The sequence below is a fragment of the Pseudoalteromonas sp. MB41 genome, from assembly GCF_020966275.1.
GTDB classification, from domain to species: Bacteria; Pseudomonadota; Gammaproteobacteria; order Enterobacterales; family Alteromonadaceae; genus Pseudoalteromonas; species Pseudoalteromonas lipolytica.
The window spans coordinates 1-13,540 of record NZ_JAJJZF010000005.1 but is presented as its reverse complement, the minus strand read 5'-3'; the positions used below and the strand labels follow the sequence as shown (position 1 = coordinate 13,540).

Genomic DNA, 13,540 nt, shown 5'->3' with positions numbered 1-13,540 from the left:
TAATTTTTACAGAGCTAATCTAGCATTGTGAATGGCACAAAACCAGCGCAGATAATGGAACTTAAAATTATTTCATATTATTTTATTTAATTAATGGACAGTCAGTTGGCAATACAAGGTTTACTGCATTAGCACAGACTTTAAATGTTTGTTGTTTTGAGGTAATTGGCTCGCCATCGAGGTTAATTGGCATTTCAGTTTGCGTTTGCCATTCAAGCCAAGGCACTTGATAGCGTTTCACCCACTTTTGTGAAGAATTGGGGTAGTTGCTTAACTCTTCGATAACCGCAGGCACATCTGAAATTGCAAATGAGGTGAAAGCAACAAGATCAACCATGCCATCATTAATATACGCATCGGGTGCGAGTAACTGTCCGCCACCGGCTTGTCGGCCATTACACACGGCAGCGGCAATAATCTCACCGGAACTGTGCTGACCATCGGGCAAAGAAAGTTGACCACTGTAAGGAACAAAGCTCAGCGCTTGAACAAGCCCAGCGAGTGTATATGCACCGCCGCCAAGCAAGTTTTTAAGTGCTGGCGGTGTGGTGGCGGTAATTTTTGCCCCAAAGCCTGCACTGGCAACATTAATAAAAAATCGTTTATCGACTTCAACAACATCCACTTCGTGAGTATGTCCTTCAAAAGCCAACGTGAGCGCCGACAAGTATTCAGTCGGAATGTTTGCAGAGCAAGCAAAGTCATTTGCTGTCCCCATTGGGAGTATGGCAAGTGCTGGTCTCTGAGAATGCTCAATTTTCATTAAGGCGTTCACAGCTTCGTTGACCGTGCCGTCACCACCAGCAACAATAACCCGTTTTTCGCCCTCTTTATTTGCCTCGTAAATCAGTCGCTCAACATCGCCTCCTTCATAGGTTACTCGAACCTCTAACGGGGTTGCTTGTCGAAATTTAGAGACGGCTTCGCGTAATTGCTCATTGCCTGCTTTTTTACCATTTAAAATTAATCGTAGGCTCATTCTTAATCCCTGTTATGACAACTAAGCTCTACCATAACATGCAATGCTGTTTACTCAATACGGATACAAAAAAGCCCCGCTATTGCAGGGCTAAATCAACGTTAGGATTTATTATTGTATCCTTCCTTGGGCAGAGTATTAGAACTGATATTTGTACTCAATTGAGAACTCAGTGCCTTTCTCTTTCGAACGCGTTAAAGTACCGGCTGACTCTATTTCAGATTTTGCGCCCAAGATATTCGTCACTTTGAACTTCAAGCTTGAGTTGAAATCAGGGAAATAGGTGTAGTTAAAGTCTAAAGAATGAAATGGTTGCTCCATCCAATCTTCCTGACCTTCAATACCTGGAATAATGATTCGCTCACCAAATACATTATAGATTAGTGTAGAGGCATGCTGACCACTTGGTGCGTCATAGCCTAACTGCATATTCACAACATATTTTGAATGACCCGTCATGCGACGTGTTGTATTTGTAACCGCTGCAGAAACCCCTGTTTGTTCAACAATCGCCTGACGGTCGATGTTGATTTCTGAGTCACTTAGAGTCACGTTACCTGTCATGAACACGTCTTGCCAGAATCCACCTAAGAAAGCAAAATCTTTCAGGTATTCAAATTCAACACCAGCAACATAACCATCTTCTGCATTCGCAATACGTACCAGTGGTGGACCATCTTGAGCTGGTGATTGAACAGACTCAATTGGATCAACCATGTCTTTATAGAACACACCAATAAAGAAGTTCTCGCCCGTATCAAAATAGTTTTCCCAGCGGAAATCATAGTTTTTGATTTGGGTTGTACGTAGACCTGGCGTACCACCTACAGGGTATTCAGTAAGCGGATCGATATAAGTCGCGTCAGAAATCTCACGTAAATCTGGGCGAACAACAGTTTCACCGTAACTTAAGCGCCATTGCGTTTCGTCGTTTTGCACATAAGTTAAAGCAAGTGCGCTATAAACGTCGTCTTCACGAAATGCGAGTTGATCTAACTCATCGTAATCAATTGAAGATGCAAGACCACCAGTAAATGGGTCAAGAGGAACAGATACTTGACGGAAATCTTCCCACCTTAAACCGCCACTGATCCGCCATGTGTTATTGAAGAATAAATCTGCTTCAAAGTAATAAGCATCTACTTTTTGCGCAGACTTGTAGTCATCCCCAGAAACCGTTGTATCGTTTAAGATTGGCTGTGTCAGTGTTGCATTAGTAAGTACATCATCAGATAAAATTGTATTTAGCTCACTACCCGTTAAATCAACATCTGAAAAAGCACGTGTATTAATATCAAAACGGCGGTTTGTCGCAGAACGCTCCTTAGAAATAAAGTCTGCACCCGATTTAAGCTCGATATCAATGCCCTCTAACATAATAGGCAGTGTAAAGTTAAAACCGTAGTTTTCTACTTCATCGTCCAAATCTTGGAATGTATAACGCGCCGCGGTTGTCGCATTGGTTAATGCACTTTCATTGACAGTATCGTAAAAGCCGTCTTCATTTGCATCAGTAACAATGAAGCGAGTTTCCATGTTACCTGGTGCATAACGGTTTGAACGACCCATTGAGTACTTCCAATCAAAGCCCGCGTAATTTAACCATTCAAAGGTATGCATACCCTTTAATTGATTAACAATTAACTCACGCTCTTCATAACGCACATCATACGAACGAACACGTTTGTTATCCGACGTGTTGTTATTTTGGTCTATTCCTAAACGGTCTGATATTTGATCTTCAGTATCCCGTAAGATTAAGGCTGTGTAGTCAATTTTGTGCGCTTTATCATACTCTACACCGACAGTGATCATGCCAGATGTTTTAACTGTATGCTCGGTACTAAGCACTTGGTCATAACCACGGATCATGGTTGTTGAATTGTCACCAATTAAGAAACCTTGACCTTGATATTCGTCTGCAACAACATGCTTATTATCGTAGCTAAACGACGATAAGAAACCGTAGCGCCATTTATCTGATTCAACGCTATTACCTAACGTTGCAGTGAACTTAGTATTGGGATCAACCTTTGCTGATTTTGGATCATAATCGCGATTTAACGACATCGCTAAAGCGCGGCTTTGCTCAGGTGTTAAATCATCAAGCGATTGACCGCTTTGATATACATCTAGTATAGGACGAGGGATTTCACGTGTACCATCGTCAACACCATACCAATCATCAGAGCCACCGTTGTACTCAAGACCATCGTCAAAATTGTTGGTGTTATAGCCAAGCTGACCTGATACATCAAAAACAAATTGGTCTGGAATGCTTTTTAAGCGGATATCAACGTTACCACCACCAAAAGATGCAGGCATCGATGGTGAATATGATTTTTGTACTGATAAGCTTTCAATAATACCTGATGGAAATAAATCCAGTGGTAATACAGAACGTGTTGGGTCTGGGCTTGGTACAGCAGAGTTATTGAGCTGTGTACTTGAATAACGCTCACCAAGACCACGAACATAAATGAACTTACCATCAACAAGTGTTAAACCTGTTACACGGCGAAGCGCTGCTGCAGCGTCACTATCACCACTACGAGAAATTTGCTCAGCACCCATAATATCAGCAACGAAAGCTTGCTGTTTGCGCTCTTCTAGAACAGCTGTTGCAGTGCCTTTCAACCGACTTGCACTTACAACAACTTCTTCGAGAACAGCTTCTTCGTCGGCTTCAGCTGCGTGTACCGAGACAGTCAAGCCACATAAAATGGCTGCACTGAGTGCTGTTAAGCTGAACTGTTTTGAATATTGTTTCATGTTTACCTCTATCTGAAATACGTTACAGAAAGTTATTTAAAGGTGCTAAACGCACTGTTTAGCACCTCGCTTACTGTGTTATTCCAGACCTACCGTCCAACCTTCAGTCCAGTTGTTATCAGCAGATACTGCACCAATGTGCGTTGTTGTATCAAAGAAACCGTCGATTGCTTTAACGTCTGTCGCTGTGGTTGTATCGATAGTAAAAATACCATTTACAACTTGCGTTTGACCTGTAGCAACTAAGTTACCTAATGTGTTTGTCCACCAGTTCTCAACACTGAAATCTACACCGCTTGGGTCTTTGAAGTTTTCAGAACATGCAATCACTGATGATTTAATCATTAACGTACCATCTTGTGCATTCTTAACTGTTTCACTTTCACCAGAAGCAGCGCCTTCAATCTCAAGACATTCGCCCATGCCCTCAGGACCCGTTACGATTGCGTTATAGATTTGCGCGCCAGTTCCTTCACGGAAGTACATACCTTCACCGTCATCTTCACCTTTAAAGGTGTTACCGATAATTGTTAAGTTAGCGATTGTTGGGTTAGATTTAGGTGTTTTAGAAGGTGAAGAACCATCGTTGTCGGCTTCGATACCGCGGTTTGCATCTGAGTTATCAGCTGCTTGCTTAACAAGGATGTGCTGCATTTTACCTTGGAAACCATTGTCCCAGTCGATGCTGTCATCTTGAATGCTTGTTAGTACTAAGTACTTCGCTTGTACGTTACCACCGAAGAACTCAACACCGTCATCCGCATTTTGGTGAACTTGCACATACTCAACAGTAGTACCAGAACCAACACCACCGAACGTGATACCGTTTAATTCGTTATCTGGTGCGATTTCGTAACCACCATTCATCACACGAACATAGCGAAGCGTACCTGAGTTATCTGTTGTATCAGTACCACCGAACACCGCACCTGACTCAACACCTTCAACTTGAAGTGCACAATCGCCTTCTGCTGGACACTTGTTTGATGGTGCGTTACCAAGAAGAACTAAACCACCCCATTGACCAGCGGCTGTAGTACCACCCATAACATCTTGGCTTGAAGTGAACGAGATTGGCTCATCTTTAGTACCATTAGCATTAATTTTCGAACCACGGCTAATTACTAAATAATCATCACCTGTACGGCCATATACTGTTACGCCTGGCTCGATTGTTAAAGTAGCTGAATCAGCATTATCTTCACCTACAAATACTGCACCACTTAATGCGTAGTAGTTACCCGCAGTAAGAGTTAAATCAGCGGTAATGCGACCAGACACTTCACATGTTGTTGTGCTGCCATCAACTGGAGAAATTGACGTTGTACCTGATGGACAACCTGCTACAGCTGCTGGTGCAGTTACTTCACCGCCGCCGTAACCAAATGCCCAACCTTCACGCCAGTCATCTGAGTCATTTAATGCACCAACAAAGTCAACTGTATCAAAGAACGCATCAACAGTATTTGCTACATCTTGGCCCGCGCCTAGTAATGGAGAACCCGCAATTGGTTGACCGTTTGCACCAAGCATTGGCTTATCATTGATTACGTTACCTGATTGTGCTGTAAACCACGTTTCAAGCTCTAGTAATGAATTACCGCTACCATCAACTGGGTTTTTGAAGTTTTCGCCATTGGTACACGACATAAACGTGTTTTGCATTAAGATAGTGCCATCGTTAGCATTGTTAACTGTTTCGCTTGCACCGTCTTCAGCACCTTCAATTTCTAAACACTCACCCATTTCGTCAGAGCCAGTGATCACAGAGTTGTAAAGGTGTAAACCTGTACCTTCACGAAGGTAGATACCTTCTGCATCGTCTTCACCGTCGAAGTTGTTACCGATGATTGTTAAGTTAGAAATGATTGGTAATGATTTTGGTTCTTTAGAAGGTGTGCTACCGTCGTTATCTGCTTCGATACCACGGTTTGCATCTGTTGAATCTGGATCTTGTTCAACATAAACGAATTGCATTTTACCTTGGTAACCATTATCCCAGTCGATGCTATCATCGTCGATGCTTGTTAATACAACGTGCTTCAGATTTACCGCACCACCGAAGAATTCAACACCATCATCTGAGTTGTTATGAACTTGTAAGTACTCAACCGTTGTACCAGATCCAACAGCACCAAATGTAATACCATTTAGTTCATTATCTGGTGCAATTTCATAACCCGCATTTTTAACAACAACGTACTTTAAAGTACCTGAACTATCTGTATTGTCTGTACCGCCGAATACAGCACCTGATTCAACACCTTCAACTTGTAGAGCACAATCGCCTTCAGCAGGACACTTATTAGAGATACCGTTACCAAGAAGCACCATACCGCCCCATTGGCCAGCTGATGTTTCTTCACCAATTACGTCTTGTTTAGAAGTAAAGATAATTGGGTCATTTTTCGTCCCTGTCGCTTCAATTTTTGAATCACGGCTTACAACTAAATAATCAGAACCATTATTACCAAATACAACGGCACCTGGTTCGATAGTTAATGTTGCACTGTCTGCTTTATCGTTACCAACGAAAACAGCACCATCAAGGGCCCAGAATGCGTCTGTCGATAATGTAGTATCTTCTGTGATTACACCTGAAAGAACTTGTACTGTTACATCACGACCTAATGCAGCAGATACTTCGTTCGAAAGGCTTTGGCTGTATACACCGGGTAATTCTTCCGTGGTTGGTGGTGTAGTTGGGTTAGTAGGTGTAGTTGGTTGTTCGACCGTTTCTTCTACGTTGATGTTGATATCACCACCGCCACAACCTGCTAGTGAGATTGCTGTCGCTACAAGACTAACCTTGAATAAGCCAGATAATTTCATTGTTCACTCCGTTAAGATAGATATTTAATTATTGTGTTAGCGCATAAACTCAAGTCACCAAAAAGCACTGTAAAGTAATGCTTTTGGGTCACTTGAGTTTTAAACTGCGACTACCTTACGGGAGCTGTATGACAAAGTGGTTACATTTTAATAAACATAAAATGACAATGTAATTGACTTTAAAATTAGAGGGTTAACTTAAATTAAACAACGGAAAAAAGCCGCCCGAAGGCAGCTTTGGTGTTGCGATTATAATTAAGTTATTTTGTACGCTTGCCTGTTGAATACAAATTAGAGCAATGCGGTACGTAACGTTTCGGCGTGCACTTTTTCACGCTTCACGTACTTGATCCATTGCTCAGCTAAACGCTGTGACTTTTTGTGCTTTTCCGCTTGCTCAAACGCTAAAATAGAGGCATCAAAGTTTTGTAAATTGTACTGTGCCATTCCTAAGGCTACATACACATTCGATTCAAACTCTAAGCCGCCTTTATCAAGTGCTTTACGGGCTGCATCTGCTGCTTCGTCGTATTTTTCAAGGTTAATGCTCACCTCTGCGATACGCTGGTCGTACTGACCGTGCGGCACTAAGTCAGCAGCTTTAGCAAAATACGGCAATGATTTTTCTTCTTCTTTTGCTTGCACCATGGCTTCTGCAACAAAAGCATAGTTTTTAGCAGATTGTTCAACGACACCGTCTTTCATGGCTTTACTCATCACATTCGCCGCTTTATAAGCAAGACCGTTGTATAAATACACTTGTGATAATTGGCGTAAATCAGATTTAGACTTTAAAAAGCCTTGCTGATACGCGGCTTCTAACACTGCTAACTGCTTTTTCTCTGCGCCTGTTTCACCATACATACCACCTAATTGAACCCAGTATTCAGGTTTATTGTATAGCTTCACTAATCGCTCTAGCACTTCAACCACTTTGTCAGATTGATTGAGTGAGTAGTACATTGCACGTTGTAAAATTAGCCAGTTTTCTTTTGGCATTTCACCTTTGCTGTCAGCTTCTGCAATAGCAAGGTTTATGTTTTCAATGCCTTTTTGATAATCTTTAAGCTGATAATAAGCTTGCGATTTTAATACGTAATACGCATCTGTTTTAGGCTTATCATTGATTTTCTCCCACTGTTCCAAATACGTAATTACTTTATCGTAGTCACTATTTGCCATCGCTAATTGCGCTAAACTAAACGTGGTGCTTACGCGCAATGTTTCAGGGATTTCTTCTTCTGCCACTACTTTTTCGAACGACGCAATTGCTTTACCAAGATCGTTTTCGTTGTAGTAAATAAAGCCGTAGAAATTATGCATCATGGCAATTTCATACGAGTTCATACTTGATGAACGCTCTTTTATGCTATCTAAGGCAGCAAGACCCGCTTTTGCATCACCATCATCAGCCAGCTTTTGAGCACGCGCCAATTGGCTATACACTTTTTCACGCAGTGCAGGTACGCGTTTGGTTTTTTGCTCTTCGGCATAAGCTGTAGCCAATGTTACCCCTGGTAACATACTAACAACGCTTGGTACTACAAGGCTACTTGTGAAAGCAGCCGCGCAAATCACGGCAACTTTTAAAGGTTTCATAATCGCATTCCTCTTCTCTAACCGTTAATCTGGAAAGAAATTTTGTTCTGTACGCCCGCTACTTCAACGGCTTCACCGTTAACAACGCGCGGTTTATATTTAAATTTAAGTGCAGCATCCATTGCAGCGCGGTCAAACAGTGACTCAGGTTCCGCTTTAATCACTTTAGGGTCACGCACGGTGCCTTGCTTGGTTACTGTAAACTCAACAATCACATAACCTTCGATACCACGCGATAGTGCTCGGCGCGGATATACAGGCGCTACCTTTACAATGGGTAAGTATTCACCGTCGCTTGATTCGAGCGCTAAACCACCGGATAAGTTAACGTCGGCTTCAACGCTTGCACCAAAGTCAAAGTTTGCATTGCTTGCATTGGGATCACTGTTTTGCATTTGCGGTGATTCCATTGGCGGTGGTGGCTCTTTTGGTGTTGGTGGCTTTTGTGGTTTACGCTCTTTCTTTTGCACTGTCTCTTCTTTTTTCAGACGAACAAAATCAAGTACGTTCCCTTTTACTGGCTCAGACATGGCCCCTTCACCGCCGGTGATCAGTGCCTGCATGCCTAAAAACAGCATGACAGTCACGATACCAGCGATGATTAATGCAACTATATAACGCATCGCTCACATTCCTTATGATGCTTCTTGCGCAGCAATCGACACATCAAATGCGCCTGCAGCTCGCGATGCATCCATAACTTTAATCAGTACATCGGTTGTGGCTTTTTTATCAGCTTGAATAACCACGCTACCTTGAGGGTTTTCAGCTTTTAAGCGCTCAATATTTGCTTGTACCGCACGGATATCTACTTGGCGTTTGTTAATCCAAATTTCACCCTTGTCTGAAATAGCAACTAAAATGTTGGCACGCTCTTTTTTCACAGCGGTTGCCGCTTCAGGGCGGTTAACATCAATACCGGCTTCTTTTACGAATGATGCTGTTACGATGAAGAAAATAAGCATGATAAAAACAACGTCTAGCATTGGTGTCATGTTGATTTCTTCTGCATCGTCTTCTTGAAATAAGTTACCTAGTGGCGCTCTCATTATTTGTCTCCTAGTGGGTGGTGTTTTACATCACCCTAAAATTCATTTAGTGGTCTAAGACCATATTGTCTTCAAGTAATTGCACTTCGCGTTTTGCACGACGTTGTAAATACGTTGATGCAAACACCCCTGAAAGTGCACCCACCATGCCCGCCATTGTTGGGATAGTGGCTTTAGACACCCCTGACGCCATCGAACGCGCACTGCCTGTGCCTGTGATTGCCATTACATCAAATACTTCGATCATGCCGGTAACAGTACCTAACAGACCTAAAAGTGGACATAACGCAACCATTACGTTGATTAGCGCAAGGTTATTATTTAGTTGCATGCCAGCGCGTGAAATCATCGCTTGGCGAATTTGCTCTGCGTTCCAGCTGTTACGCTCTGCTCGATTGTTCCAAGTGCTTTTTACGTCTTTCTTGTAGCGTTTAAAGCCACCAAAGAAATACATAAAACGCTCAAGTATCAATAACCACATCGCGAAGATGAGGACCCCGATGACCAAGAGAACTTGGCCACCCGTGTCGAGGAAATCACGTAGAGCATTGATTGCATCAATCAATAGCACCATGATTTACGCTCCTTTCTCGCTTCGCTCTGCAATGATACCTGCGCTTTGCTCTTGTAAAATTAACAGCATGTTTTTAGAGCGCGTGTTAAGAAGTGTGTATAAAAATACCGTTGGAATAGCCACAACCAGACCCAGTACTGTTGTTACAAGTGCCTGAGAAATACCACCAGCCATTAGTTTAGGGTCACCTGTACCGAACAAAGTAATAGCCTGGAAGGTATTAATCATACCGGTTACCGTACCAAGTAGACCCAATAACGGAGCTACCACAGAAATAATCTTAATGAGCGTTAGGTTACGGGTAATTTTTGGCATTTCACGAATAATTGCTTCGCTTAATTTAAGCTCAAGAGTGTCGTACGCTACATTTGGGTATTGATCTTTCACTTTCATTACACGACCAAGTGGGTTGTCATCACGTGCAACCGTGTCTTTAAGCTGACGACGGATTTTGCCACCCATAATCATCAGTGATACAAAACGCTCAAGTGCGATTAATAAGGCAATTAAACCAACACCTAAAATGATGTAACCGACAGTACCACCTTGGTGAACTTGCTCTTCGGTGTCTGGAGCTTGAACTAAAAGACCTAAGATTGAACCACCTGTTGGGTCAAGTGCAAACGGCACAACACCTGAGTTAGCTTGTTGAAGATCCGATGCCGTCGCTGTGTATCGACTGCTTGGTTGGCGAGTAAGCTGGCTGATTGTGTTGGTCGCTGGCGTGTACTCTAGGTATTTACCATCCGCGATTAAGTTAAATGCACCAACACGCACCACTTCTTTTTGTGCTTTGCTGCCACCTTCAACAATAACATCCGTCGTAAAGCGAGACACTTTACCCTGCTCAGTCATTTCGCGTTGTAATTCAAACCATACTTTTTCAATATCATCGATTGAAGCAAGCTTCGACGTTGACCCCATTTTTTGAGCAAGCTCATCCATGAAGTTACTACGACCTGGTAGCTCAGCAGAAACAACAGAGGTCATGAATTTGTTGCTTGAGTCACCCGCAACTTGCTGTAACACACCGAATAGCTCTTTAAGTGAACCCATGCGGTTTGAAAGTGTCTCGGTTAAGTTAGCAAGTTTTACTTCGTTTTCTTCAAACTGCGTTTCTAAACGCTCCGACTCGTTAAGCATGGCATTACGCTTTGCTTGTGTATCTTTAAGCATTTGCACTTGTTCGTTTTGGCGCGCCATGAACGCTTGCTCACGTTGTTTATTCTCAGCGCTTTGTTGTGCTTTACCTTGCTCTAATGTTTTTAGTAATGAGTCTAAATCCATTGGCTCAGCAGCAAAGCTACTACCCGCAAAACCAAGGCCAGCTGCAAACACGGCCATTTTTGTCATTGTCGTTAATAATTTCATCTCAAACCTCTTATTCAGCAGCGTGGACTGGCAGTGTTAACATATCTGGGGCAAGTTGCTTACGCGCGATACGTAAACCTTTACTAATTTGACTGATTGCAGAATCGGGTAATTCAACAAACGATTTTGTTTCTTTATCCCAGCTACCTGCTTTTTTGCCGTCGCGTGTTAAATAAATAAGCTCTAAACGGCCGATACGTAAAAAGTCAACTTCGCGCTCTTGACCATCAACATCAAGTAATGCGGTGTACGCTTCGATAGTACGACCGTAATCAACTTCTACTTGGTAGGCTTCCAGTAAGCGGCGGAATTTTTCACTTGATGTGATGTCTGCGCGGTCCATCATTTCTTTTAATGATGCAATACGCTTGCTACGTTCTTCAGTTAAGAAAGGCACGTCCAGTGCAACAAATTGGTCAAGGCCTGTGATCATGCGCATCATTAACGGCGTGATTTGACGCTCGATAACCGATACCTGATCCATAGACTCGTTTAACGCGTCCATTTCAGCAATCTGGTTATTTAATTGCTTGGTAAGTTGTGCGTTATAAACAGTTAAACCGTCAATTTCTTTGTTTAGGGCTTTGAACTGTTGTAAACGACCTTGCATTGAATCTGCAATCTTGTCGATTTTAGTTTGTGATTGCGCAGCAGATTTATTTATCTCACTACTTTTATCAATTACTTTATCTAGATCGTTTGCATGTACTGCTGCAGATGCCGCTACAATACCTGCTAAAATCAGTGGTTTAACGCCTTTCATCGCATACACCTTTACTCGTTAAATTAGCTTAATTTGCTAGTGGGGTTGTTTTAATGAGCGAAAGTCTAACGATGAAAAATGACAAGCGTGTTGCGTAAAAAATACAAAAATATGACAGCTGTAACAATTCGTTTATGTTGGGCAAAAATAAAGGAAAAATCTCGAGGATGTGCCTATAAGTTAGGCATTTATAAACATGTGGGGCAATTATTTTGAAATTTCAGTTAAGAAAAAAGACATTAAATTTCAGCTTTGAGAAAAACTCACGGCAGCGCGTTTTTGCACAAAGATGCGTTAATCGGTACTCGCCAGTAAAGAATGAGTTTGCATTACACGTAACTACGCCAAATAAATAATGTTAGTTATTCATCAATTAAGGTTTAATCGTTAGATATGTCTCAGTGCCAAACTTGATAGTTAAAGCAAGCCTAATATGACATTGTTAAATGATCGCTTTGTGGCCAATTACAATGCCAAATAAACCATTTTAAAATGGCTAATATCTCGAAGCGCTGCGTTTTAACTGTGACAAGATGTTATCAGTCAACTTTAACCAATTTGTTTCATACTCCCACGTCCTTTTAAAGTCGTCATTGCTCCTTGAGCTTTCAAGCATTTCTCTAAAATCGAAGACATCGGCAAAATTATCATTCGTAACATCATACCTTCCATAGCCCCGGGATTCAGGTCCGATATATTTCAAATAATTAGATTTAAAATCCTTTATAGCACTTACTAATTCCTCCGAACCATTTAGTTTTTCTTCTAAGTACTCTTTTTCAAGGTCTGTAATCGAACCAGTCGCTTCTAAAGTACCAGATTGGTTTATTGATATTCCCCAATTTTTATAGGCCAATGAAGGCGCTTGATTATTTATATCTGAGAGTAATGCATCGTAAGGAGAAAGCATTTTTTCCACAGCCTTTGGTACACTCCCACCAGGCATATATAATTCGCCAGTCGCAACAGCAAGTTCATACATAAAGTCATCAACCGTTTTAGTCATGTCTATTTTGCTCGCGGTCATTGTCTGTGGCTTGCTATATGTTTGCTCTAGTTCAGGTGGCTCGCTTTGGTGATATATGTCATCCGCCAACTTTTTCAGCTCAGTATTTAAAAGAGCCTCTCCATTGTTGGGTGATTCTAATGTCACATTTTGATTATTTAGTGGTTGCGGTAAATTTTCAGAAATAACCTTCATAACACGTCCCTGTTTCAGTGATATGGTTTTGTATCGGCCTATTTTTATAATTCTTTAAAGCTTAAATGCTGCTAGATTGATGTTAACTCATCACTGGACAGAATGTATGGTACGCCCCGTTTTGCAAGTTAATAACTAAAATAACGGAGATGGTTTGCGCTAATGTATTCAGAGTCTATTAGAGACTAACATTAGTCCCAGCTCTACGATGAGATCTGCGCCAGATTGTCCTCAAAAACGAGAAAGCATTTTTCTTGCTGAACTGTCCACAAGGTCTTCAATCTGGTGGTCTAACCGTTTTGTCATCATTAATTATCATATGCAAACTGACTTAAACTCTAATTTCAAAAGGCTTCTTCGTGGTCATTACAGACCAAGCTATTCTTGCTATTTTATTTGC

Annotated in this window: 10 protein-coding genes; all 10 read right to left on the bottom strand. The window is 41.8% G+C overall.

The features are described 5' to 3' along the window. Window positions 1-82: 82 nt before the first annotated feature. Window positions 83-979 carry a lipid kinase YegS gene (yegS, locus tag LPA49_RS07550; RefSeq protein WP_230236251.1) on the bottom strand — a complete coding sequence of 299 codons (897 nt, stop codon included), beginning with the start codon at window positions 977-979 and terminating at the stop codon, window positions 83-85. A 138-nt stretch (window positions 980-1,117) separates the two neighbouring features. Continuing rightward, window positions 1,118-3,751, bottom strand: coding sequence for a TonB-dependent receptor (locus LPA49_RS07545; RefSeq protein ID WP_230236249.1), 2,634 nt, complete (start codon window positions 3,749-3,751; stop codon window positions 1,118-1,120). A gap of 78 nt (window positions 3,752-3,829) precedes the next feature. Next, the gene (locus LPA49_RS07540; protein WP_199524092.1) at window positions 3,830-6,583 is read right to left on the bottom strand and encodes a hypothetical protein; all 2,754 of its coding nucleotides are present in this window, start codon (window positions 6,581-6,583) and stop codon (window positions 3,830-3,832) included. Window positions 6,584-6,874: 291 nt separating this feature from the next. Then, window positions 6,875-8,182, bottom strand: a complete 1,308-nt coding sequence (locus LPA49_RS07535; RefSeq protein ID WP_230236247.1) for a lipopolysaccharide assembly protein LapB — start codon at window positions 8,180-8,182, stop codon at window positions 6,875-6,877. Window positions 8,183-8,199: 17 nt separating this feature from the next. Beyond that, window positions 8,200-8,805 (bottom strand): energy transducer TonB, encoded by a 606-nt coding sequence (locus tag LPA49_RS07530; RefSeq protein ID WP_065979085.1) that lies wholly within the window; start codon window positions 8,803-8,805, stop codon window positions 8,200-8,202. A 12-nt stretch (window positions 8,806-8,817) separates the two neighbouring features. Continuing rightward, window positions 8,818-9,231 (bottom strand): biopolymer transporter ExbD, encoded by a 414-nt coding sequence (locus LPA49_RS07525; protein ID WP_063707380.1) that lies wholly within the window; start codon window positions 9,229-9,231, stop codon window positions 8,818-8,820. Window positions 9,232-9,277: 46 nt separating this feature from the next. Then, window positions 9,278-9,805: a MotA/TolQ/ExbB proton channel family protein gene (locus LPA49_RS07520; RefSeq protein ID WP_065979084.1), complete on the bottom strand. Its 528-nt coding sequence runs from the start codon at window positions 9,803-9,805 to the stop codon at window positions 9,278-9,280. Window positions 9,806-9,808: 3 nt separating this feature from the next. Beyond that, on the bottom strand, window positions 9,809-11,176 hold the full coding sequence (locus LPA49_RS07515; protein ID WP_036971873.1) for a MotA/TolQ/ExbB proton channel family protein: 1,368 nt from the start codon (window positions 11,174-11,176) through the stop codon (window positions 9,809-9,811). Window positions 11,177-11,186: 10 nt separating this feature from the next. Further along, entirely contained in the window at window positions 11,187-11,939 is a 753-nt protein-coding gene (locus tag LPA49_RS07510) for a DUF3450 domain-containing protein (RefSeq protein WP_074989093.1), read from the bottom strand. A gap of 496 nt (window positions 11,940-12,435) precedes the next feature. Continuing rightward, window positions 12,436-13,140 carry a hypothetical protein gene (locus LPA49_RS07505; protein ID WP_230236245.1) on the bottom strand — a complete coding sequence of 235 codons (705 nt, stop codon included), beginning with the start codon at window positions 13,138-13,140 and terminating at the stop codon, window positions 12,436-12,438. Window positions 13,141-13,540 lie beyond the last annotated feature (400 nt).

Excerpts from the sequence above, each read along its gene's own strand:
- LPA49_RS07545 (WP_230236249.1), bottom strand. The coding sequence starts at position 3,751 with ATGAAACAATATTCAAAACAGTTCAGCTTAACAGCACTCAGTGCAGCC.
- LPA49_RS07520 (WP_065979084.1), bottom strand. The coding sequence starts at position 9,805 with ATGGTGCTATTGATTGATGCAATCAATGCTCTACGTGATTTCCTCGAC.
- LPA49_RS07525 (WP_063707380.1), bottom strand. The coding sequence starts at position 9,231 with ATGAGAGCGCCACTAGGTAACTTATTTCAAGAAGACGATGCAGAAGAA.
- LPA49_RS07530 (WP_065979085.1), bottom strand. The coding sequence starts at position 8,805 with ATGCGTTATATAGTTGCATTAATCATCGCTGGTATCGTGACTGTCATG.
- LPA49_RS07535 (WP_230236247.1), bottom strand. The coding sequence starts at position 8,182 with ATGAAACCTTTAAAAGTTGCCGTGATTTGCGCGGCTGCTTTCACAAGT.
- LPA49_RS07540 (WP_199524092.1), bottom strand. The coding sequence starts at position 6,583 with ATGAAATTATCTGGCTTATTCAAGGTTAGTCTTGTAGCGACAGCAATC.
- LPA49_RS07515 (WP_036971873.1), bottom strand. The coding sequence starts at position 11,176 with ATGAAATTATTAACGACAATGACAAAAATGGCCGTGTTTGCAGCTGGC.
- LPA49_RS07505 (WP_230236245.1), bottom strand. The coding sequence starts at position 13,140 with ATGAAGGTTATTTCTGAAAATTTACCGCAACCACTAAATAATCAAAAT.
- yegS (WP_230236251.1), bottom strand. The coding sequence starts at position 979 with ATGAGCCTACGATTAATTTTAAATGGTAAAAAAGCAGGCAATGAGCAA.
- LPA49_RS07510 (WP_074989093.1), bottom strand. The coding sequence starts at position 11,939 with ATGAAAGGCGTTAAACCACTGATTTTAGCAGGTATTGTAGCGGCATCT.